This window comes from Sphingobacterium sp. N143, assembly GCF_030325625.1.
Taxonomy (GTDB): Bacteria; Bacteroidota; Bacteroidia; order Sphingobacteriales; family Sphingobacteriaceae; genus Sphingobacterium.
On the sequence record NZ_JACAIS010000010.1, the window covers coordinates 120,330 to 141,837 of the forward strand.

The window sequence follows — 21,508 nt, forward strand, 5'->3', positions numbered from 1 at the left end:
TATTCCGTAAATGGCTTTATACTTGGTGATTGAAACAATCCCATTAGCAGGATGCTGCTGCCGCTGTATTCGTGATATGATTTTACGACTGACTCAGTGTTTCGTAAAGGGTGTTTATGAGCATCCGTATCTTGGAATCATGTGGGGCCGAGAATACGAATTGGTCTGCGAATCTATTTACACCTCTTATCGATTCCTTTAATTCAGCGCTATGCATTGTATTATTTGCGCTGGTGAATTGATCTTTATACTTGTTTAAGTAGGTTAAAAAATCATGTGATGCCATATTGGTAGTGGCTTCGGCTTCGACTACTTGCAGAAGCGCCAGATAGTGGTTTTTTATTTTTTCGGAATTTACCATGGTAATGGAATTTCTTGTACTAGTTTTTTGAAGGTTTCATCTCTGACTGCAAGGGGAAGGAACAGTTGGATTTCTCCTCCGGGAAGATGTGGGTTGATGACACCTGCTGCAATAGGTTGCCTTGCAGTCGTTCCTTGCCAGACTTTCAATTTTTGGGCCTGTGGAACTTCATAGGTGTAGAATTTACTGAAATTGTTCCATGCAGGCTGTACTGCCGTACCTCCGATCACGTCTCCAATAGAGCTGGGTTTAGCTTTTGTCCAATATCCTCCGGCCGGATTTCCGCCGGTGATGCGGTATATTTTGGTCCCAGCAGGTAATTCGGTCGCCACAGCATCAACAAAGTTTGCGGCCTCAACGGCAGGCAGATCCAACTCTGAATTCTTCCATGCAGGATGTGTCATCCCTGAAGTCAAACCATTCGGACTGTAATCAGATTTTGCAATCCCAGGGATATTATCCCAGTCCTCAATATACACCCGCTGGTGGTAGATACTTTGGGCATTTTCGAGATCGGTCATTAAACCGGCTTTGTCTTTGGCCTTAGAAAAGGCTTCCTTAAGTTTTCCCTTATCCAACCCTTTGTCTATCCAACTATTCAATTTAGCTTTTGTACCGGAGCCAAGTGATCGCTCGAGATCATCCATCCAGCTGGTTGAATTTTCGATTTCTTCATTGATTAAATCATCGTCAGAGGAACAGTTAACAATAAGCTGACTGCTGAAAATCAATAAGATTAACAGGAATGTTTTTGTAAATCTAGTCATAAGGTTCATACGTTTAAGAATGAGATTAAATATAATTAATAAGAAATTAACTGGTTTAGAGTTAAATTGTTTTAAATATAGGTTTTTATTAGGTTTGGTAATTACTTTTTTAGAAATTATTACTACTTATCGTGCGATGTTGGGCTGAGGAACCAGTTGAATGATCTAGGGAGAGGAAAGAAGTCCGGGGAAAACTTCATGAGGCTGCTTGCCTGGGGAACTGTGGGAACAGGAATCGTTTACCAGGATGCCATGACAATAGTAAGCCCATTCAAGGGAAGGGCTACCCGCGGTATGGGAAGAACCCGCTGATTTATCTTATCGGGTTAAGATTCCGTTTTGAGCGAGTTCCTGGTTTTCTCAAATCTCATTTTCATATGTTGTCTTCTTGAACGACGTAAACGAGATCTTCTAACTGGATAATGACGTTTTTTGGTGATATTGTTAAAGATAAGGGCCACTGCCAATAAAATCAGACAACCGGAGAGTACGGGGCTTAACACATACCAATAACCGAGAGAAGAGATCTTGGTGCCACTACTGACGGCAATCAATGCTGTGGCTCCTCCTGGAGGGTGCAAGGTGCGTGTATGCTGCATGAATACAATGGATAACGCGACAGCAAAAGGAGCTGTGAGCCAAATGATATCCGGAAGTATCTGGGCGACAGTAACCCCAGCGATGGCAGACATCACATGGCCCCCGATCAAATTTCGAGGTTGTGCAAGTGGACTTTGTATTGCTCCATATACCAAAACGGAAGAAGCACCAAAGGACCCGATCAAGAAAACATTTTCCAATGATGGCAGATGAAGTGATTGTGTAAAAGCAATGAGAAATATGCCTACAAAAGCACCAACGAAGGACCAAAAATGTTCCCAAGGATCAATTAATGTCTCACGGTAGATTACATATCTATAAATCCGGAATTGTCTCTGAAGTTGATTTTTCATTTTATTGTGCAAATTTACATAGATCAACCTTATATCTTTATGTGTGTTCTATGCTAGCCTTTGTAATATTTATCATTCAAATAATACACTAAGATCTTATCTCAATGTAGGTTGAGAAATGAATGCGCAAAATTACACTAAAATAATAAGAAGCGTATGGCCAGTTTTAATTTTAAGACTTAATTTTCCTATGCAATTTAGATTTCTGCCGAATTATTTTTACAGAACATCTCCTGCTGATTCAGTCCTGATCTCGGAATTTTCTTTTCAGGTGGTAGTACCGGAGTAAGAGACGATCATACCATAGTGTAAATAAGAGTAATGTTCCGGGTAATAGAAGTGTTTTTAGGTTAAAGTGCTGAAAAGCAAAACTACCAATGATCCCTCCGAGAAAAAAGCAGCTGATAATGATCAATTTTAAGAAAATTGATCGATGCAATTTTATTTTCTCATCTTTTCCTCTGTAAAAGAAAAGTTGTGAAAACTCAATGCCTAAATCTGTAAACAAGCCAGTAAGGTGCGTGGTCCTAACCACGGACTGGGATATTTTGGTCACAAGAGCATTCTGGAGCCCCATGGCAAAAAGTAATATTGAAGCCACAATAAACGATAGTGAAAGGTTGCTGCTGCTTATTTCACTATGGGTAAAACCGATCACAAATAAGATCAGGGCTTCAATGCTAATGGGGATAATATACGAAGTATGAGATTTATGTTTGGACGCCCATTCGATGATGATACCAGAGGCAAAAGCCCCCAATAAGAAGAAAAGAATGTAACTCAGATAGATGAAAGCCATGCTATAGTTCTTTAGGAATAATTGCTCCGAGAAGAAGGCAAAATGGCCAGTTACATTTGTGGTCAGCGTGTTTAGTTTCAGTACCCCTGTAATGTTAACCAAACCTGCTACACAGGATAAAATAGATGCCAATTTTAAATTATGGGAGTAGTTTCTTCCCTTTCCTTTATGTCTGAACATTCGTATGGATTTCTGCTCGTTATACAGAACAGGTGCAAATAACAAAATTCTATACGATCAAACAAGACTCTTGTTGAGTTTTGATATATTTTATTGGGGAAAATAGAGTAAGGAGGATTTTATTAACCATATAGGCCCATTAATGGGCCTATATGGTATCTATTTGGGTTGAGTGCAGGCCTTAGCCGTGCCTATTATTTTATTTTGCGTTTTTTGCAACGACATTAAGTTCAAGGTCAACATTTTGTGCAATCATCCAGTCTTGAGGATTACCTTCAGTACCATAGGTAAGCCCCCAATCTTGTCTTTGGATCGTAAATTTAGAATAGAAACTTACCTCATCACCGTTAATGGCAATTTTTGCGGGGAAAGTTACATTTACTGTTTTATCTTTAATCGTTAAGTTACCACTGATGGTGTTAGTAGCTCCTTCAATAACACTTTTTTCTTGCGCTGCATCAAAAGGTGCTACTTTTGTGATCTCAAATTTAGCGGTCGGGTATTTAGCGATGTCGAAGAAATCAGCACTTTTTAAGTGTGCATCTAGATCAGCTGCTTTTTTTCCACCTGTAGTAGTTGGATCCACAGATGCTGTATCTGTAACAATAGAGTTGATGTCAATTGTAAAAGAACCTCCAGTGATTGCATTGTTTTCTGCCGATAGTGTTCCTTCACTTTTTAGAATACCAAATCGTGGGTTTAAACCTCCTTTATGGTAACCAGTCCACTTTAAAGTGCTTTTGTCTGATTCCACAGTATAGGTTTGTCCTTTTTGTTCAGTCACTTCTTGTGCAGTTGTTGTAGTCGCTTTATCGCCACTTGTGTTTTGACATGAAGCGAATAGCAGCATGAGGGCTAAGCCTGAAATTAATTGTTTTTTCATTTTTAATCGTTTTATTTTTTTAAATATGTTATTTGCACGTTAAGTATTGACGGCATCAATTATGCCAATTCAATCAGCTCGTATTATTGATTACAAAGGTAAATGATACATAGTTTATTTTTGGTATTAGTTTCCTTAATGAAACTACTTTCCAAAAAGATAGTATGCTATGATGCTGTAATTCTGTACTTTTGTAAAGAATAAGGAGGTAGATACATGAAAAAAGAAGCAACCTTAAGCACGAATGGGGGCTGTAAAACACGTGTCCTGGCTATAAAGGATACGATGGAAATCCTGGCGGGCAAATGGAAATTCCATATTATAGGCACCTTGATGCTGGTCGATAAATTGCGTTTTATGGAATTATTACGCGAGGTCGATGGGATTGGAGCAAAAATGCTTTCCAAGGAACTTCAGGATCTGGAAATGAATCATCTGATAAAAAGAACAGTATTAAATACTAAACCACTTACGGTGGAATATGAATTGACAGCATGTGGGAAGACGCTGGGGCCTATTATTGATGAAATCGCCAAATGGGGAATTACTTACAGAAGCACACTTTATAATAAGAATGAAACCAAGGAATCTTTAATGTGAGTATAATATTTGCGTCTGTAAAGAACCTGATACGTTTTACCTGATTTGTATTGCTGGCAGTTTAAAAAAATATAATAATCGTATGTTTGTTATAGAAGCATATCTATAAAACAAAAAAAAGATGCGGTTACAACGATTTTTTTATCTATCCATAAGTGTTTTGGGAATCAGCAGCTGCGGCATTACCAAAAACGTAAAACATCAAGAAATCTCATTTGATGAGGGAGTCAAACAGATTAACCATATCGTGGTGGTCTATATGGAAAACCATAGTTTTGATAATTTGTATGGAGAGTTTAAAGGTGCCAATGGGATTGCAAATGCCCAAAAGAGTAAGTTTCTACAAGTAGATGAACATGGAAAGATCTATCAATATCTACCTGAAATTCCAAGAAATAATTCTTTTCCTACCAATCTTCCCAATCAATTTTTCAACATAGACCAATTTGTTCCTTCTGATAAACCTACACCGGATGTAACGCACCGTTTTTATCATAATCAGCTGCAAATCAATGGCGGAAAGATGGATAAGTTTGCGCTGTACAATGATTCCAAAGGGCTGGCGATGGGGTACTATAGTACTGAAAAATTGCCCTTGTTTCCGTTTGCTCAAAAATATACACTGTGCGATAATTTCTTTCAGAGTGTATTTGGGGGATCTTACCTGAATCATGTTTACCTGATTTCAGCCGCTATACCGGTTTGGCCCAATGCACCGAAATCATTAATTGCACAACTGGATACTGAAGGCAAGATGATTAAGGACGGTATTGTCACACCTGATGGTTACGCGATCAATCATGTGCTTTCGAAAAATAAACCTTATCCTGCTAAATCTGATTTGTCTAAACTATTGCCAGCCCAGACAATGCCTACTATCGGTGACCGTCTGACGGAAAAAAATGTAAGTTGGGCCTGGTATTCTGAAGGATGGGATGATGCGGTAGCTGGACGTAAAAACAACTTTGCCTATAATCATGAGCCTTTCCTCTATTTTGCCAATTATGCGGAAGGAACGGAGGGGCGAAAGCATATGAAAGATCAAAATGACTTTATCAAAGCAGCGAAAGATGGTACTCTTCCCAGTGTTTCTTTTGTAAAGCCGGGCGGTGGAAATGATGAACACCCAGGTAGCTCAGCGGTATATTCTTCAGAACAACTGGCTGTGGATCTGATTAACGCTGTATTGGAAGGACCGAATGCGAAAGATGCCCTAGTGATTTTGACTTATGATGAATTCGGTGGTTTTTTTGATCATGTAAACCCGCCAGTGATCGATCGTTGGGGGCCAGGAAGCCGTATTCCGGCCATATTGATCGGGCCATTTGCCAAGAAAGGAATTGTGGATCATACACAGTACGAGACAGTCAGTATTCTTTCTTTAATAGAACATCGATGGGGAATAACACCGCTAGCGGAGCGGGATAAACATGCCAATCCATTCCGGAATGCGTTGATGTTTCAATAAAATACCTATTTATTGAAAGGGGGAGAAGGGTATGTATAAGAAGATTGTTGTGCTGACCTTGCTGTCTGCTGTATTATGTATGCTGAGCTTTAGTCCGGGGAAATTAAATCATGTACGAAGGGAGAGACCCAATGGACGGGAGCGAAAGATCCAAAAAGAGCTATTGGGACAGATGTTATCCTTTCGTCGCTATTTGAAAGATACCTTATCCGCTGAAGCGAAGCTGAACCCAATACATGAGCTAAAACTCAAACAAGCTTTTCTGACAGCACGATTGCTTTTCAAAAAGTTTGAATGGGCAGCTGAATATTTTACTGCCGACCTAACGAAAAGACTGAATGGCCCCCCTGTTGAGGAGGTTGAAAATGCGGATTTGCTGGACCCTTCCTTATCCAGGGGGGTAGATCCAATGGGTTTACAGGTGATAGAGGAACTTATCTATCCCAATTATGACCCCATTTGTAAAACAGCGCTTGTTGAGGAGGTCAACCACCTGATAACAAATACGGACTACCTGATTTCATATTTTGCGGATCATCAGTTGGACGACTGGCGCATTTTGGATGCCGCTAAGCTGGAAATATTCCGAATTATTTCCTTGGGAATCACGGGGTTTGATAATGGGCTTTCATTGCATAGTATGGAAGAATCTTCGAGATCTTTGGAAAGTCTCCGGGACGTCCTTCGGCGGTATGCCAAAACAAGGGAAAACAGCATATTACTGAACGATTTGGACGCTGCTATTCGCTATCTTCAGGATCATCCTGATTTCAATACTTTTGATCGTGCAGCATTTATTACGGGCTTTGCGAATAAGATTAGTACAGGGATTGCGCAATTAGAGCGCAATCTGCCCGGTGCCAAGATTAAATACAACCGAATGCTCCGGCAAGAGGTAAATACTTTATTTGATACAGATGCATTTAATGCGGATGCATTTTCCCCGGGACCGGAATTTCATTTGACGGATGAAAAAGTAATCCTGGGAGAAAAACTTTTTTATGATGTAAATCTATCTGGGACACATAGCCGAAGCTGTGCTTCATGTCATCAGCCTCAACTGGCCTTCACGGATGGATTAACCCGGCAGGAAGATCTTCATCATGCTGACAGACTGCTGAAAAGAAATACGCCAACATTGCTGAATGCTGCGTTGCAGTCAAACTATTTTTATGATATGCGTGCATTGACATTGGAGGATCAGATACAGGACGTGATCAGCAATAAACAGGAAATGGATGGATCAATGGATAACATTGTGGAGTATGTTACCATGGACAGCACCTATCGGTTCTTGTTGGCAAAAGCCTTTCCAGAATCAAATTCAGTTATCGGGAGCGACCTGATTGCGAATGCGTTAGCTTCTTATATTCGTTCTTTGACGAAGCTCAATAGTCGATTTGATATGTACATGCAGGGGCGTGTAGAAGCGCTTTCCTTGCAGGAACTGAATGGCTTTAACTTGTTTATGGGGAAGGCCAAATGTGCTACCTGTCATTTTCTTCCTTTGTTTAACGGTATTACCCCACCAAAGTTTGTCCAAAGCGAAGTCGAGGTATTGGGGGTTCCACAATCACGAAGGGACTCTATTCTTGATGCTGATCTTGGTTATTTTGATATTAGCGGTGTTGATTCGTATAAATATGCATTTAAAATTCCTACCGTCAGAAATATAAAAAAAACAGCACCTTATATGCATAATGGCGTATATCAGACGCTAGATGAGGTAATGGAATTTTATAACAATGGTGGGGCTGCCGGATTGGGGATAGCTCTTGCTAATCAGACTCTTCCTGAAGAAAATCTTCATCTTACTGAAAAAGAACGCAAGGATATTATTGCTTTTATGGAAAGCTTGGAAAGCAATTAAGTTTCGCTTTTCTTATGGGATTATGGCCAGATCGTATCATGATTGCTTGTACGTTATTAGCATCAGCTTCCTGTTAAGATATTAATTATATTTCTCCTGTATGCTGGATCTTTCTCCCGGAGTTCGAGAATATTATTTTTTAGGTCAACATTGACATACCATTCCGCGTAACGGTCTTTTTTACCGCTGATATTAAAGAAGATTTTGGTTTTGATATACTCATCCTCAAAATATGACGGTTCCCCACTAAGAACAAATGTAGTGGATGCTATCCGGCTGACCATTTTCATTGGTGTCTTATCCGTCGTAAGCAGGATATTCAATGCGCTGACAAAGTTGTCACTCAAGACTCCAATTGAATGAAAGTTGATGCCTTCCTGGTAGAATCTTGTTTTGTCGACGTCTGTATTGACGATTCCCAATTTCATGTCTGGGCGAAAAGAGAGTTCAAATCCAACCATTTCTTTTCCCCAAAGTCCTTTTGCACGAATAGTATGATTTTGAAATTCATCGCGCCAATATTTTGTTACTGTTAATCGTAGGTCAACAAAATCTTCATCTTCACTGACGTTAATTTGTTTTAAATTACTTTGTCTTTTCAAGAAGTTTAAAAAGTTCATAATCAATATTGTTAATATGGTTTTGAAGCTGATGTCAGCAGTATGTTGTGTATTTACTACAGTTACACTATCCGACAATCGGGCTATTCTATTCACAGGCTAAGCGAAATAAAGATAGGAAAACTTTTGACTGTATCCACTACGAACAAAAGTTTTCTTTTGCTCGGCACTTATCATACCTGGGGCACTTGGAAGTCATTGTGCGTAGCTTGATGCTTTTGGTTTTCTTTAGTTGATTTTCAGTGTTTTAGATCTTTTGATGGAAGATAGCTATTTGTTATATTTAGCCTACGGAATGGATATGATCTATTGTAAATACGGTTATCTTTTTGTTCTTGTCCATGTATCATTTTTATTGGGCATGTGGAGGGAGGGAAGATGATTATACTATAGTGATCATTCATGTTTGGTAATTTAATCAATTAATATTTCAGATGAACAAAAAGGAACAGGTCAAAGAGAAAATAGGAAATGCTGCCATGGAATGCTTTGAACGATATGGATTGGAAAAAACAACACTGGATGACATTGCGAAAACTGTGGGCTTAAATAAGACGTCGCTTTACTACTATTATAAGAATAAGGAGGATATTTTTATCGAAGTGGCCATACGGGAAGGAGAATCCTTCATTGCTACATTACAAAAGAAGACATTGAAAAAAAGGGTATAGAAAATCAGATTTCTTTCTATCTGGAGGCAAGATTGAATTATTACATCAACGTACTGAATATGAATAAAGTGTCGGTGGAATCGCTTGATAAGATCTTACCGCGGTTTTTCGAATTGTATAACGTAATGATGCTGCAAGAAAAACTGTTTCTTACTGAGCTTCTACAAAAGGCCGTCTCAGAGGAACAATTGAATTTTACCGATCCAGAAAAGACGGCTTCTGTGCTTATTAATTTCGCCAATGCGTTAAAACATTATACTGAACAGCAGGCCATATTGAAGAAACAGGTTGAAATCGATTACTCGCAAAGTCTTTGGGATACCAAATTTCTAGTTTCCCTAATTTTCAATGGGATTAGGAAATAGTACGGTGAAATAAAGGGTGTGCGATTATTGCAGGTGGAAAAATAGTAAAGAAGGGGCCGAATGTTAAATAAAACCCCTTCTTTACAAGGATTCATGTGCGTATATTTTATTGTACCGAGATGATGCCAAGATCCTTGACACTACCTTTTACCACTTGCACATCTTCAATGGTTTTGTCCATATATCCCGTTGCCGTAGGCTCAACGACTACTTTATATGTTCCTTCCGGCATGCCAGGGAAATAGAATTTTCCGACCGAATTGGCTAATGTGCCCACTGTATCCGTTCCGTCAATAGCATATACATTTGCCAGTGATTCAGCTGGTGTAATGGTACCTGCGATCGCACCAGAGGTGGCGACAGGTATGGCACGGATAACAGGTTTTAACAAATATTCACCATTTCCAGTTTTCACGATAGATTTTGCAGCATCAAAATCAAGTAAAAGTGTATAGGCAACATTAGGGATGAGTTCATCCTGAACCTTAATTTTTACACCTGAAGATTGGCCACTAGGGGTTTTTAGGGGATGAGCGACACCATCCACCCAAATTTCGTTACCTTCATCTTCAAGTTTGAGCCTGATTTCCTGGATCATGCCAGAAGGTACATCATCGCCAGCGATGACCGTGTCTTTGCCCATGGTATAGTCCAGAATGTTGAATGGGTTTCCATCAACGTCCAAGCTTTCGCTTCCGGATGTTGTACGAATTTCGATTTCATCTATATTCAGATGAATTGCATCATAATAACCTGGTGCATCTGTGATCTTAACGGTCACGGGGGTTCTCTGCGTAGACGGACTATCGTCTGTGCTACAGCTGCCGAGCAGCGCCGTGGCTGCAACTGCAACAATAATTGAATTTATTTTCATAGTTAGTAACTTGTAAAAACCAGCTGGCAAAAGCTATGCCAACTTTGGTTCGTTAAATAGATGGTTCATTTGTCCGGATCGATGTGCAAACAGCTGAATAGGACGGGACTATGCGTGGAAGGATTATTTTAAATTGTTTATTTTCGTATGGATAAAATGAGAAAAGATGAGCATAGCATTGGAAATAAACAGTAAACGGTCTGGTGACTGGCGAGATGAACTTTTAAAGCTTCTCCCGGGGACAAAAATTGAAATTTATCCGGATATCGAAAACCCGAATGAGGTGGAGTTTATTTTATGTTGGAAACCGGCACCGGCGTATTACAAGCGTTTTCCCAACCTGAAGGTCGTACAATCTGCCGGGGCTGGAATAGATCATTTGTTTCCTGAATCGCTACCCGAACATATTAGCGTAAGCAAAATTGTGGATCCAGTACTGAAAGAGGATATGTTTGAGCATGTTTTAACCTGCCTGATGAACGGTATGAAAAACTTTGCTAGTTATGCGCAGAATAAAAGCAATAAACAGTGGAATCCTCTGGCGTACATGACAATTGATCAAACCAAGGTTGCGATCTTGGGCTTAGGGGAAATTGGTGGATATGTTGCTGAAAAATTGGCCGGTATGGGGTTTGATGTAAAAGGTTGGTCCAATTCGAAAAAAAATATTCCGGGAGTTGAGTCTTTTGTAGGCTTAGATGAGCTTGGCTCGGCCATTGATGCGGTGGATTTTGTTGTAAACATTTTGCCGCTCACAACCCAGACAGAAAATATATTGAATAGGGATGTCTTTAAGTTATTTAAATCAGGCAGTATCCTGATTAATGTGGGAAGAGGGGGGCATGTGGTGGAGGATGCCTTATTAGAAGCAATAGAAAATAAGGTCATCAAGGCTGCGTATCTGGATGTGTTCCATCATGAACCTTTACCGGAAGATCATCTGTTTTGGGATTGTGCACCTATTTTCATCACACCACATGTGGCGAGTAGAACAAATATTGCGTCCTCCGTCAAACAAGTCGTGGACAATTATAAAAGAATGCTCCATCATCAATCTTTACTGAACGAAGTCTCGTTAAAAAAAGGATATTAGGACCGGACAATTAAAGGAGGGGAATCAACGTGTTTGTTAGAAAAGGCTGTTAGCGCAAAACTCCAGCCTTTTCTAAATGATTTTTTCTTTTAAAAGTTCTGTGAATCCGCTGAAGGGCCATAACTTGCCGGTAGTGGAATATTATTGAGTCTATAATAGACACCTAATTGTGCTCTATGGTGTGTAATCTGATTTAATGAATGGCGGATTGCTTCATATTTTGTCCAGCTTGCCAGCTCATGCCCATCGTTCTTGATGGTCCACATAGGGTTCAGATCATCTTCATTTGCATTTTCCAAAGCCTGTTTTCCGGCTGCAAAATCCGCATCCAATTTTTTTAAAAGATCCTCCTTTGTTGCTAGAACAGTGGGTTTGTATCCTCCTTTTGCAAAGTCAAGTTCTGAAGTTTTGAGAATCGTATTTGGCCATTCAAAAACTTCCACCAAATGAGTTGCTAACGGCATCATTTTCATGCTTTTTTCATGTGGTGCATATTCATTTTTACCATCTGGGAAAAGTCCAATAAAATTTTTGGTGATCTGATATTCATTCTCGAGTTCAGATTTTAATTGCTGGATCGTATTCATCTTGTTTTTGATTTATAATAGTTTAAATTTTAAAAAGAATCCATTTGATGTATCATAGAACAAAGATAATGGCATGATGTGACAATAGTATGTCAACATTATTTTTTTATTAAATGGATCATTGGGTATTTATACTATTTACCTGTCACTATATGCGGTAGGCCTGTCTTGATCCATATGGAACCTGATAGATAACGATTTTCTTGAAATTATGTTTGCAGCAACTTGAAAAGTTAGGTGATCCTATTTTGTTTACAGGGCAGTTTTGTTACAGGCTATTTTTGCAAAGCTATATTCCATTTTTTGATATGAAGGTTGAAAATATTGTAGGTGCTATTTAAATGACTATATACTATTAATTTCTTTTATGCGTTTATGAATTAATAATGCTTAACGTTTTAATGTAAATGTTTTCATTAAAATATTTATTATTAATCATACTCTATAATAATAAATTGTATAAACTTAAAATCTTCATATGGGATTTGTCACTAACCAATGTAAACTAGAGGGATTATGCTGTGTTCTATCCTTACTTTTCATGTGCGTGATTCTAATTTTTCCGGATGATGCGATGGCTCAGCAAAAGCGTGTCACAGGTAAAGTGATTGATGCGGTCAGCAAGAAACCTTTAGCAGGGGTCACAGTAAGAGTCGTTGACCAAAAAGATTTTACTGTCAGTACGGACGATCAAGGGAATTTTGTGCTGGATAACGTATTGAGTGGACAGGCTGTTGCTTTTTCTTTTGTGGGATACAGTGGTCAGCGTCTAAAGATCGATACGCGAAGTGCTTACACGATCGAATTAAATAGTGCTTCCACGGTGATGGAAGAAACTGTTGTCGTTGGGTATGGCCGTCAGAAAAAACGAAATTTAACAGGAGCGATTGTTTCGGTAGGGGCATCAGAGATTGAGAAAACCACATTACAGGATCCTATTTCTGTTTTACAGGGACGTGCAGCTGGAGTACAGGTCACGTCTAACTCGGGTGCGCCGGGAGGGGAGATGAGTATCCGTGTACGGGGTAATTCTTCGTTGAATTCTGGAAATAATCCACTTTTTGTGGTGGATGGTATTCCAATTGAATCCAATTCTATTTCGTCATTGAATGGAACAGAAAACTCGGGGCTCAATCCAATGGCAGCTATCAATCCCAGTGATATTGCATCGATTGAAATTTTAAAGGATGCAGCTTCTACTGCGATCTATGGATCGCGTGCCGCCAATGGTGTGGTCATGATCACAACTAAGCGTGGAGCAGAGGGGCGGCCTGAAGTTGTGTTGAATGCCGCAACAGGTGTGAGTTCACTGACACGTAAGCTGAGTGTACTGAACGCCAAACAATATAGGGCGGCTGTATTGGATTCTTATCGCGCAATGGGTAATCCTGAAGAACCGTTTTATACGATTATTGACTCACTGAATCCCATGAATAATGGTGATGTGGATTGGCAGGACGAGCTGATGCGTACCGCAAAGCAATATAAGTTAGATCTTTCCGTCCGTGGTGGTAATCAAGGGACAAAATATGCATGGAGTTCATCCTATCTGGATCAAGAGGGGGTGATCCTCAATTCGGATTATAAGCGTTTTACTTCGCGGCTAAATGTAGACTTCAATATTTCTGATCGTATCCGTATAGGGCAGAGTATTTCTTATACCAATGCCGTTAATAATCGGACCAATGCCGCTGGGTCAGGTAACTTAAGTATCATACGGAGTTTATTGATCCGCCCTCCAAACATGTCAATGTACCTGCCGGATGGAACCTTGAATGGCTATATGATCGGGCAACGGAATCCCGTAGGGATGGCTTTATTTGCAACTAATCTGAATAAGAGCAACCGTATCATAGGAAGCCAATATATTGAGGTTGATCTATTCAAAGACCTGAAATTTCGGAGCAACGTCAATCTCGATTATATCAGCATGAAGGAAGATGAATTTATGCCATCAATACTGGATTATCGCGAAGGTTACAATACCGGAGCTGTACGAGCTTCCGAAAATTTAACCTGGGGTAATGAGAGTTATTTTACATATACCAAAACGATCAATGCTGCTCATAATTTTGGCGCGGTATTGGGCATGAGTTTTCAGAAATGGCGTTATGACCGTACGGGACTTGATGGTCAATACTTTCCGAGTGATGATATCCGAACGCTAAATGCTGCTTCCATCATATCAAATCAAGGTGTTAATATTGCTTCTGAACATGCCATGCTTTCCTATTTTGGGCGTGTGACATATGATTATCTGGGGAAATATCTGCTGGAATTTAACCTTCGATCGGATGGCTCCTCCCGTTTTGGTCGTGACCGTCGATTTGGCTTTTTCCCATCAGCATCGGCAGGATGGCGCTTCATCGAGGAGGAAGGGATCAAGAATTTAAGTTGGCTCAGTGATGGTAAGCTCCGTTTTAGTCTAGGGAGTACGGGGAATGAGGCTATCGGTGATTATGCTGCTCTTGGAGAATTTAGTTTAGGGACAAATTATCTGGATTTTTCGGGTGCTGCGCCAGCCTTGATGCCCAATGGAAGTCTCACATGGGAAACGACCCATCAGTACAATCTTGGATTGGAACTGGGATTTCTGAATAATAGACTGTTATTTTCTACGGATGCTTACTTGAAGAAGACAAAAGACCTTCTTTACAATGTACCTATTCCAGGGACGACGGGGTTTGAATACATGACACAAAATATAGGTTCCATAGAAAATCGTGGACTGGAATTTAGTCTTCAGACCCGAAATTTACAGGGCGTATTCAATTGGAGTACAACGGCTAATCTTAGCCTTAATCGAAATAAGGTCACTGAATTGCCTGAGAACCTATTAACCAATGGTTATATCCAAAATGGAACATTCCATATTTTACAGGAGGGTTTGCCGATAGGTGTATTTTATGGCTGGAGGTTTCAGGGTGTATATGCACGTGATGAAGATAATAAAAATGGCGTAACCCATGGAGCCAATGGGCCGGTTTTTGTAGGGGGCGATCCGATCTGGAAAGATGTGAATAATGATCAGGTGATTGATGAAAATGACCGCGAAATTATTGGTTATGCTGAACCAAAGTATTTTGGTGGTATCTCGAATGATTTTAGTTATAAAAACTTTCATTTGAACGTATTCTTTCAGTATTCGGTGGGCAATCAGATCTATAGCGAATTGAATCATCAGCGCAATTCAATTGTCCGTTATAATAATCTCTCTACTGATGCGCTTACCCGATGGAGGGAACAAGGAGACGTGACAAATTTTCCACGCTTGATCCGGGATGATCCGAAGCAGTCGGACAGTAGAGTGCAGAGCAGATGGGTGGAGGACGGTTCGTATCTCAAACTTAAGAATGTTAATCTCCGGTATTCCTTTGATCCAAATTGGAGCAAACGGATTGGCTTACGTAAGCTTGAAGCTTTTGTTACTGCGACGAACCTCATCACTTGGACTAAATATACGGGTTTTGACCCTGATGTCAATTCATATGCTGGGCTGCGTGTTGGACTGGATGAGGGCTCGTATCCGCAGAGCCGTACATTTATGTTTGGTTTAATCTTTGGACTTTAAATTTATAGCGATGAAACCGGGTTCTAGATCATTTTGGTATTCAGGACCATGATTGATGACCCGAGCGCTCATCGGCCACTAAAAAAATACGGATGAAAAGATTGTTTAAATATACAGTTGGCACTATTTTCCTTTTCGCAATGTCCGCCTGTTCAGATTCATTGTTGGATAAGGACCCGATCAGTAGTTATTCCGGACAGGGGTATTATAAAAAGCCCAGTGACGCACAGGCAGGCGTCAACGGAATTTATAATGGTTTACAATCACTTTTCCGCCAGAATCTTGCTTATTGGGGAGAGGGTCGGGCAGATAATGTCGAGACCAGGCACGCCGGTGATCCGGGGGCGTTACAACAGAATGCTTTGACACCAATTATCAATTCGGCACGTTGGGACAATTTTTATACGGTCATTTCCCGGGCAAACTATGCGATTAAATATATTCCACAGGCTTTTGGATCAGGAGATAGTGAGTTGAAGAGCCAATTGCTCGGACAGGCACATGCGCTGAGGGCTATTGCTTACTTCTATTTGGTTCGCCTCTGGGGTGGTGTACCTCTGGTTACGCAACCTTATGAAGGTGTTGAACAGGATATCTTTGTGGAAAGAAATACAGTAGAGGAGGTGTTAGCCTTGGTTAAAGAAGATCTCCTATTTGCTGCAGAAAATTGTGCCGATAGCTATTCAGGGGACCGTAATCGGGTTTTGTTAACGAAGGGTGGGGTATATGCTTTTTTGACACAGCTTTATATGTGGCAAAAAGATTATGCACAGGCAATAACAGTGGCTGACAAGATCCTGTCGGATGGCCAGTATGCTTTGGTGCCCATGGCTAACTGGAATGATATTTTTGTGGAAGGAAGCAGTTCAGAAAGTATTTTTGAGGTGGGCTACAATGAGGTGCAGCCCAATAGTTTGCGTTTACTGTATGCCATGGGATCCGATAGTGACTATGTGCCGAGTTCAGGTTTTATAGCTTCCATTGAACAGGGGGATCTGCGTCAATCCCGTATCTACGATGTGTCAGAAGTACAGCCTCGCAAGATCTGGAAATTCTTCGGCGAAGGGTTTAACGATGAAAGCCCTGAAGCTTCATCCAATAATATTGTATTGACGAGATTGGCTGATATTATCTTACTGAAGGCAGAAGCACATGCACATTTAAATCAGACAGCTGAAGCGCTGGAGTTGCTGAACCGGATCCGACAACGCGCCGGACTTCCGGTTTTGGATCAATTGACGGCTACCAGTAAGTATGGGAGTCTGGTTGCAAGTATTTTGCATGAGCGCTCTGTTGAACTCTGTTTTGAGGGGCACCGCTGGTTTGACCTCCGCCGTAGCGGGACTGCGATTACCACCATGAAACCAATCAATGGGCTTTCGGATACGGGTAACCTGTTGTGGCCGGTCCATGAAAACGAGATTCTTAAGAATCCGAACTTGAAACAAAATGAATTTTATAAGTAATCTTATGAGAAAGGTAAAATATAGCAGGGTAAAGTTTTTTTATATTATAATGGGAATGTTCGTGCTTTTATCCAGTTGTGAAATACAAGAAAACTTTGAATATGATTATGCTGAGGATAATAGTAAGTTGAATATGTCGACCTGGGCATACATTCAGCAGCATGATTCATTATCCCTTCTAAAGGAGGCGATTGAACAAACTGATCTTGCAGCCTTGTACGAACGAACTGAAAAAGCAACCTATATTGCTCCCACCAACCAGGCATTTAGGGCTTATCTAAAAGAAAATGATTACGATGCCATTTCCTCCATACCTTTGCCGGTATTGAAAGATGTGTTACAGTATCATATTGTTCAGGCAGTGGTAAATTTTAATGATCCGGCGCTGGCTCCAAAGAACAAGCCTATTGCCTATAAAACCGAGAACGGTCAAGTGATGTATTTGTCTCACACGGGCACTTATGTTGGACTGATAAACGAAGGGACGAGCAGACAATGGGAAATCCGGACATCTAATTTGGTGCCGGATAACGGCGTGATCCATGTTGTTGATCACGTGGTCTTTTACGCGAAGTAACATTGTGTTTGTTATTTTTGCAGGCATTACTTTTAATTGCTGATTAATTGTGGGGATTGCTGGATTTCTCAAAAAAAATGATTCCATTCGGGAAATAATAGTCAAATAAACATTATATTCAGTTGTTTGTTTTCTATATTATAAACAAGAACCAATATATGATGATCGACCATAACCTCAATCGTAGAAAATTTATTCAAGGAACTGGTGCTTTGTTAACCTTGTCAGCCTTGCAGGCTAAGGGATTAACGTTTGATAATGCGCTCAAAAATATGCGTGTCGGACTGATCGGGGCAGGTTGGTATGGAAAAAGTGATCTATTTAGGTTGATGCAGATCAGGCCTGTGGATGTGGTTGCTATTTGTGACGTGGATAAAAAACATCTGGAGGAAGCCGGGCAACTGATCAGTAAGCGCCAGGTTTCGGGAAAGATTCCGCAGCTCTATACGGATTATCGTAAAATGCTGGCTGATCATCAATTGGATTTAGTGCTCATCGCTACGCCGGATCATTGGCATGCACGCCAGGCTATTGATGCCATGCGTGCAGGGGCTCATCTGTATCTACAAAAACCAGTCAGTGTGGATGTGCTCGAAGGGGAAGCCATACTCAGCCAGGCCAGAAAATTGAATAAAAAAGTCCAAGTAGGTACCCAACGGAGAAGTACGGCTCACCTTATTGATGCTAAGCACCGCATTATAGATCAGGGGTTACTCGGTAAAATTTCACATGTGGAGATGTGTTGTTATTACCACATGAGGCAAAATGGAAATCCACCTTTGCAACCTGTTCCAGAGCACTTTGATTATGACATGTGGACCGGTCCGGCACCCTTGCGTCCGTATGATGGTTTACCACATGGTGGATGGTGGCGGACTTTTATGGAATATGGTAATGGTATCACAGGTGATATGGGGATGCATATGTTTGACACTGTCCGTTGGTTATTGGGGCTTAAATGGCCGAAAAAAATCAGTGCAACCGGGGGTATTTATGTTCAAAAAGGTGGGAAGTCGACTATTGCAGACACGCAGACAGCTTTGTTTGAATATGATGGGCTCAATTGTGTCTGGCAGCACCGGACATGGGGGAATGCCGCAGATCCCGAATACCCCTGGGCATTTATTATCTATGGGGATAAAGGTACATTAAAAGGAAGCGTAATGAAGTACGAATTTATTCCAGTGGGAAAAGGAGATGCTATCAAACGGGACGTTGTCTATGAAAAAGAGAAGTTTCCAATGGATGTAGAAGAACCAAGAATAGAATTGCATACGGCGCCTGCCACAAGGCAGCATATGTTGAACCTTTTGTCAGCAATTGAAAATGACGATCTTCCCGTAGCGGATATTGAAGAGGGGTATATATCCACTGCCTGTTGCATACTCGCCAACCTGTCCATGGAATTAGATCGTCCATTGCAGTATGACCCCCATAAAAAAATCTGCGTCGATGATCCAGAAGCAACCAAACGGTTAAGAAGGCCATACCGTGCCCCCTGGCAGCATCCGGCTCAACATTAACCTAGCAATGATCACTGAGGCAATTTGACTAATATTTTTGTTCGAACGTACAAAAAAAAGTTGATGTTTACATGAAGTAAATCTTCTGGTTTTAGTTTGTTAAAGTTGAATGCTTAATTTTGGCGATAAATATATTCTGTTCATCATTTCGAAATAACAATATCTTCGTACCTATGAAAAAAATACTGCTACTGACTGGTTTAATATGTAGTTCTCTGATCGGGAACAGGACTTTTGCGCAGCAACTTCATACCTTAAGTTTTAAATCGAATACGGCTATGTGGGAATATTTTCGGTATGTCCCTGGAAAGAAGATAATCAGCGGACACCGCGGAACTATTGAAAATGGACTTCCTGAGAATTCTATTGCGGCCTTTGAAGCTGTACTGAAACACACTGCTGCAATATTTGAAATTGATCCGAGATATACCAAGGATAGTGTGGCTGTATTGCTTCACGATGCAACTTTGGATCGAACAACGAATGGAACTGGAAAAGTATCGGATCATACTTGGGCTGAACTCAAAAAATTAAAATTAAGAGACCATACTGGTCGGGTAACCCAGTATCGCATCAACACTTTACAGGAAGTGATCGAATGGGCAAAGGGAAAAACAATTCTTAATCTGGATAAAAAAGACCTTCCACCCGCAAAAACTGCCGAAATTATTCGTAAGAACAATGCTTATGGTTGGGTTTGGGTAACAGTGCATAATGTTGAACAGGCCAAGTATTACCTGGATCAGAACGCAACACAATATTTATCGATGCATATTAAGGACCAAGCAGCCTTGGATAAGTTTAAAAAATCCGGATTGCCCTATGACCGGATGATTGTTTATATTGGTCCAGAGATCATTGCATCCAACCAGGCGATGTATCAATTTTTCAATTCCAAAGGCGTGATGTGCATGATTTCTACAGCTCCAAGTTATGATAAATTGAGTACAAAAGAACAACGCGCCGAAAGGTATCGCGCTGTATTCGCAGATGGTGCCTCAATTTTGGAGTCGGATTTGCCCATAGAGGTAAGCAAGGCGATTAGAAACGATTGATTCATAGATTTAAATAGGATATGGTTTTATCTTCATCTTTAATTATATTTAGGACTTTTTCAGCATACACCCTTAAGAGAAATTAAATTATGAACCGTAAAATTAACCGAATAGTAAAAATTGAAAACTGTTTAAAACATATTGGCCTCAGTATAATCTTCATTTCTATCTTAATTTTTGACGCATTTGGACAAGTGAAGTATATTGCTGCAGAAAATTTAACATTTGTTGGTAAGCCCAAGAAAACAGAAAATAGCTATCAGCGTATCGACAGAGATAGTACAGTGGGTATGCCGGAATCTGTGCGGAAACTGGCCATGAACAGTGCGGGGATTGCCGTCATTTTTGAAACAAATTCCCCTTTGATTAGAGCTAAATGGGACTTGGCCGAATTCAAATATATGGCAAATATGACACCTATTGGGCATAGCGGTTTAGATCTGTATTGCTATAATGACGGGAAATGGCAATTTGTAAATACAGGGAAACCTGTAAAGGATTCCATTCATCAAAATCAATTACTTGTGCACAATATGGATCATAGTATGAAGCAATTTATGTTGTACTTACCGCTTTATAACACATTGACCAGTTTGGAGATCGGTGTTGATCCTGGTAGTTCAATAACTGCTTCAATACCGAAAAATATAGATATGAAAAAACGCTTGGTCGTCTATGGGTCAAGTATTGTACAGGGAGCGTCAGCAAGCAGGCCGGGGATGGCATATCCGGCAATATTGCAGCGCAAACTTGGTATAGACGTTATTAATCTGGGGTTTAGTGGTAGTGCGAAGATGGAAATGCCATTGGCTGAATATTTGGCTACTGTACCTGCCGATTGCTTTGTACTTGACTGTATCCCCAATCCAAGTCCGACAGAAATTAAAGAAAGGGGATTTGCTTTTATTGATTACCTAAGAAGAAAAAGGCCTCATACCCCCATTATTTTAGTGGAAACAGTCATCCGTGAAAATGGTCACTTTGATCAGCATGTTGGTACCCGTGTCAGTGAACAAAATAAAGCTATACAGGAAGTCTATGCTCAATTGACAAAAAAGGGGATTACTGGGATTCATTATATTACGGCAGATGAACTTATGGGCACAGATCATGAGGCGACGATAGATGGAGTGCATCTGACTGACTTGGGGTTTGACCGAATTTCCAATAAAATATTGCAGGTCGTCAGAAAAATTCAGAATTAGCGAGCATACCCTGGAATAAT

At 40.4% G+C, this 21,508-nt stretch carries 20 protein-coding genes; 12 read left to right on the plus strand and 8 right to left on the minus strand.

The window, feature by feature from the left end; translation table 11 throughout:
- Nucleotides 1-82: 82 nt before the first annotated feature.
- The 5 genes from HX021_RS18330 to HX021_RS18350 all read right to left on the minus strand — a co-directional run bounded on the left by HX021_RS18330 (nucleotide 83) and on the right by HX021_RS18350 (nucleotide 3,943).
- Complete coding sequence (locus tag HX021_RS18330) at nucleotides 83-361, minus strand: hypothetical protein (protein ID WP_286592001.1); 279 nt, start codon at nucleotides 359-361, stop codon at nucleotides 83-85.
- On the minus strand, nucleotides 355-1,128 hold the full coding sequence (locus tag HX021_RS18335; RefSeq protein ID WP_286592002.1) for a hypothetical protein: 774 nt from the start codon (nucleotides 1,126-1,128) through the stop codon (nucleotides 355-357). The genes HX021_RS18330 and HX021_RS18335 overlap by 7 nt, the downstream gene beginning before the upstream one ends.
- A gap of 326 nt (nucleotides 1,129-1,454) precedes the next feature.
- A complete protein-coding gene (locus HX021_RS18340) occupies nucleotides 1,455-2,081 on the minus strand; it encodes an HPP family protein (RefSeq protein ID WP_286592003.1) in 627 nt (208 codons plus the stop codon).
- 241 nt (nucleotides 2,082-2,322) lie between these two features.
- Nucleotides 2,323-3,060 carry a YoaK family protein gene (locus HX021_RS18345; protein WP_286592004.1) on the minus strand — a complete coding sequence of 246 codons (738 nt, stop codon included), beginning with the start codon at nucleotides 3,058-3,060 and terminating at the stop codon, nucleotides 2,323-2,325.
- A gap of 199 nt (nucleotides 3,061-3,259) precedes the next feature.
- Complete coding sequence (locus HX021_RS18350) at nucleotides 3,260-3,943, minus strand: YceI family protein (RefSeq protein ID WP_286592005.1); 684 nt, start codon at nucleotides 3,941-3,943, stop codon at nucleotides 3,260-3,262.
- 216 nt (nucleotides 3,944-4,159) lie between these two features.
- On the opposite strand from HX021_RS18350, the gene HX021_RS18355 reads away from it, so the two are divergent.
- The 3 genes from HX021_RS18355 (at nucleotide 4,160) to HX021_RS18365 (ending at nucleotide 7,881) form a co-directional block, all read left to right on the plus strand.
- Nucleotides 4,160-4,543 carry a winged helix-turn-helix transcriptional regulator gene (locus tag HX021_RS18355; RefSeq protein WP_286592006.1) on the plus strand — a complete coding sequence of 128 codons (384 nt, stop codon included), beginning with the start codon at nucleotides 4,160-4,162 and terminating at the stop codon, nucleotides 4,541-4,543.
- A 121-nt stretch (nucleotides 4,544-4,664) separates the two neighbouring features.
- Nucleotides 4,665-6,011 (plus strand): alkaline phosphatase family protein, encoded by a 1,347-nt coding sequence (locus tag HX021_RS18360; RefSeq protein WP_286592007.1) that lies wholly within the window; start codon nucleotides 4,665-4,667, stop codon nucleotides 6,009-6,011.
- Nucleotides 6,012-6,042: 31 nt separating this feature from the next.
- Nucleotides 6,043-7,881 carry a cytochrome-c peroxidase gene (locus tag HX021_RS18365; RefSeq protein WP_286592008.1) on the plus strand — a complete coding sequence of 613 codons (1,839 nt, stop codon included), beginning with the start codon at nucleotides 6,043-6,045 and terminating at the stop codon, nucleotides 7,879-7,881.
- Nucleotides 7,882-7,943: 62 nt separating this feature from the next.
- On the opposite strand, the gene HX021_RS18370 is transcribed toward HX021_RS18365, so the two are convergent.
- Nucleotides 7,944-8,501 (minus strand): hypothetical protein, encoded by a 558-nt coding sequence (locus tag HX021_RS18370; RefSeq protein WP_286592009.1) that lies wholly within the window; start codon nucleotides 8,499-8,501, stop codon nucleotides 7,944-7,946.
- Nucleotides 8,502-8,935: 434 nt separating this feature from the next.
- Here HX021_RS18370 and HX021_RS18375 point away from each other — a divergent pair, with 434 nt between their 5' ends.
- Both HX021_RS18375 and HX021_RS18380 read left to right on the plus strand, forming a co-directional pair.
- On the plus strand, nucleotides 8,936-9,172 hold the full coding sequence (locus tag HX021_RS18375; protein ID WP_286592010.1) for a TetR/AcrR family transcriptional regulator: 237 nt from the start codon (nucleotides 8,936-8,938) through the stop codon (nucleotides 9,170-9,172).
- 59 nt (nucleotides 9,173-9,231) lie between these two features.
- A complete protein-coding gene (locus tag HX021_RS18380) occupies nucleotides 9,232-9,537 on the plus strand; it encodes a hypothetical protein (protein ID WP_286592011.1) in 306 nt (101 codons plus the stop codon).
- Nucleotides 9,538-9,643: 106 nt separating this feature from the next.
- Here HX021_RS18380 and HX021_RS18385 read toward each other — a convergent pair whose 3' ends face one another.
- On the minus strand, nucleotides 9,644-10,411 hold the full coding sequence (locus tag HX021_RS18385; RefSeq protein WP_286592012.1) for a DUF4382 domain-containing protein: 768 nt from the start codon (nucleotides 10,409-10,411) through the stop codon (nucleotides 9,644-9,646).
- 166 nt (nucleotides 10,412-10,577) lie between these two features.
- On the opposite strand from HX021_RS18385, the gene HX021_RS18390 reads away from it, so the two are divergent.
- Nucleotides 10,578-11,504 carry a 2-hydroxyacid dehydrogenase gene (locus HX021_RS18390; RefSeq protein ID WP_286592013.1) on the plus strand — a complete coding sequence of 309 codons (927 nt, stop codon included), beginning with the start codon at nucleotides 10,578-10,580 and terminating at the stop codon, nucleotides 11,502-11,504.
- 89 nt (nucleotides 11,505-11,593) lie between these two features.
- On the opposite strand, the gene HX021_RS18395 is transcribed toward HX021_RS18390, so the two are convergent.
- The gene (locus HX021_RS18395) at nucleotides 11,594-12,091 is read right to left on the minus strand and encodes a DinB family protein (RefSeq protein WP_286592014.1); all 498 of its coding nucleotides are present in this window, start codon (nucleotides 12,089-12,091) and stop codon (nucleotides 11,594-11,596) included.
- A 541-nt stretch (nucleotides 12,092-12,632) separates the two neighbouring features.
- Between HX021_RS18395 and HX021_RS18400 the strand changes: the two genes are divergently transcribed.
- The 6 genes from HX021_RS18400 (at nucleotide 12,633) to HX021_RS18425 (ending at nucleotide 21,488) form a co-directional block, all read left to right on the plus strand.
- Complete coding sequence (locus HX021_RS18400; protein ID WP_286592015.1) at nucleotides 12,633-15,662, plus strand: SusC/RagA family TonB-linked outer membrane protein; 3,030 nt, start codon at nucleotides 12,633-12,635, stop codon at nucleotides 15,660-15,662.
- Between the two features lie 92 nt (nucleotides 15,663-15,754).
- Nucleotides 15,755-17,128, plus strand: a complete 1,374-nt coding sequence (locus HX021_RS18405; protein WP_286592016.1) for a RagB/SusD family nutrient uptake outer membrane protein — start codon at nucleotides 15,755-15,757, stop codon at nucleotides 17,126-17,128.
- A 55-nt stretch (nucleotides 17,129-17,183) separates the two neighbouring features.
- Nucleotides 17,184-17,705: a fasciclin domain-containing protein gene (locus tag HX021_RS18410; RefSeq protein ID WP_286592017.1), complete on the plus strand. Its 522-nt coding sequence runs from the start codon at nucleotides 17,184-17,186 to the stop codon at nucleotides 17,703-17,705.
- 158 nt (nucleotides 17,706-17,863) lie between these two features.
- Nucleotides 17,864-19,228: a Gfo/Idh/MocA family protein gene (locus tag HX021_RS18415; protein ID WP_286592018.1), complete on the plus strand. Its 1,365-nt coding sequence runs from the start codon at nucleotides 17,864-17,866 to the stop codon at nucleotides 19,226-19,228.
- Nucleotides 19,229-19,401: 173 nt separating this feature from the next.
- Complete coding sequence (locus HX021_RS18420) at nucleotides 19,402-20,283, plus strand: glycerophosphodiester phosphodiesterase family protein (protein WP_286592019.1); 882 nt, start codon at nucleotides 19,402-19,404, stop codon at nucleotides 20,281-20,283.
- Nucleotides 20,284-20,372: 89 nt separating this feature from the next.
- On the plus strand, nucleotides 20,373-21,488 hold the full coding sequence (locus tag HX021_RS18425; RefSeq protein WP_286592020.1) for an SGNH/GDSL hydrolase family protein: 1,116 nt from the start codon (nucleotides 20,373-20,375) through the stop codon (nucleotides 21,486-21,488).
- Nucleotides 21,489-21,508 lie beyond the last annotated feature (20 nt).

What these genes read in the sequence shown, in the direction of transcription:
- HX021_RS18425 (WP_286592020.1), top strand. Translation starts at nt 20,373, where the DNA reads ATGAACCGTAAAATTAACCGAATAGTAAAAATTGAAAACTGTTTAAAA.
- HX021_RS18420 (WP_286592019.1), top strand. Translation starts at nt 19,402, where the DNA reads ATGAAAAAAATACTGCTACTGACTGGTTTAATATGTAGTTCTCTGATC.
- HX021_RS18375 (WP_286592010.1), top strand. Translation starts at nt 8,936, where the DNA reads ATGAACAAAAAGGAACAGGTCAAAGAGAAAATAGGAAATGCTGCCATG.
- HX021_RS18350 (WP_286592005.1), bottom strand. Translation starts at nt 3,943, where the DNA reads ATGAAAAAACAATTAATTTCAGGCTTAGCCCTCATGCTGCTATTCGCT.
- HX021_RS18390 (WP_286592013.1), top strand. Translation starts at nt 10,578, where the DNA reads ATGAGCATAGCATTGGAAATAAACAGTAAACGGTCTGGTGACTGGCGA.
- HX021_RS18335 (WP_286592002.1), bottom strand. Translation starts at nt 1,128, where the DNA reads ATGACTAGATTTACAAAAACATTCCTGTTAATCTTATTGATTTTCAGC.
- HX021_RS18365 (WP_286592008.1), top strand. Translation starts at nt 6,043, where the DNA reads ATGTATAAGAAGATTGTTGTGCTGACCTTGCTGTCTGCTGTATTATGT.
- HX021_RS18380 (WP_286592011.1), top strand. Translation starts at nt 9,232, where the DNA reads ATGAATAAAGTGTCGGTGGAATCGCTTGATAAGATCTTACCGCGGTTT.
- HX021_RS18400 (WP_286592015.1), top strand. Translation starts at nt 12,633, where the DNA reads ATGTGCGTGATTCTAATTTTTCCGGATGATGCGATGGCTCAGCAAAAG.
- HX021_RS18385 (WP_286592012.1), bottom strand. Translation starts at nt 10,411, where the DNA reads ATGAAAATAAATTCAATTATTGTTGCAGTTGCAGCCACGGCGCTGCTC.
- HX021_RS18355 (WP_286592006.1), top strand. Translation starts at nt 4,160, where the DNA reads ATGAAAAAAGAAGCAACCTTAAGCACGAATGGGGGCTGTAAAACACGT.
- HX021_RS18360 (WP_286592007.1), top strand. Translation starts at nt 4,665, where the DNA reads ATGCGGTTACAACGATTTTTTTATCTATCCATAAGTGTTTTGGGAATC.
- HX021_RS18370 (WP_286592009.1), bottom strand. Translation starts at nt 8,501, where the DNA reads ATGAACTTTTTAAACTTCTTGAAAAGACAAAGTAATTTAAAACAAATT.
- HX021_RS18415 (WP_286592018.1), top strand. Translation starts at nt 17,864, where the DNA reads ATGATGATCGACCATAACCTCAATCGTAGAAAATTTATTCAAGGAACT.
- HX021_RS18345 (WP_286592004.1), bottom strand. Translation starts at nt 3,060, where the DNA reads ATGTTCAGACATAAAGGAAAGGGAAGAAACTACTCCCATAATTTAAAA.
- HX021_RS18330 (WP_286592001.1), bottom strand. Translation starts at nt 361, where the DNA reads ATGGTAAATTCCGAAAAAATAAAAAACCACTATCTGGCGCTTCTGCAA.
- HX021_RS18410 (WP_286592017.1), top strand. Translation starts at nt 17,184, where the DNA reads ATGTTCGTGCTTTTATCCAGTTGTGAAATACAAGAAAACTTTGAATAT.
- HX021_RS18405 (WP_286592016.1), top strand. Translation starts at nt 15,755, where the DNA reads ATGAAAAGATTGTTTAAATATACAGTTGGCACTATTTTCCTTTTCGCA.
- HX021_RS18340 (WP_286592003.1), bottom strand. Translation starts at nt 2,081, where the DNA reads ATGAAAAATCAACTTCAGAGACAATTCCGGATTTATAGATATGTAATC.
- HX021_RS18395 (WP_286592014.1), bottom strand. Translation starts at nt 12,091, where the DNA reads ATGAATACGATCCAGCAATTAAAATCTGAACTCGAGAATGAATATCAG.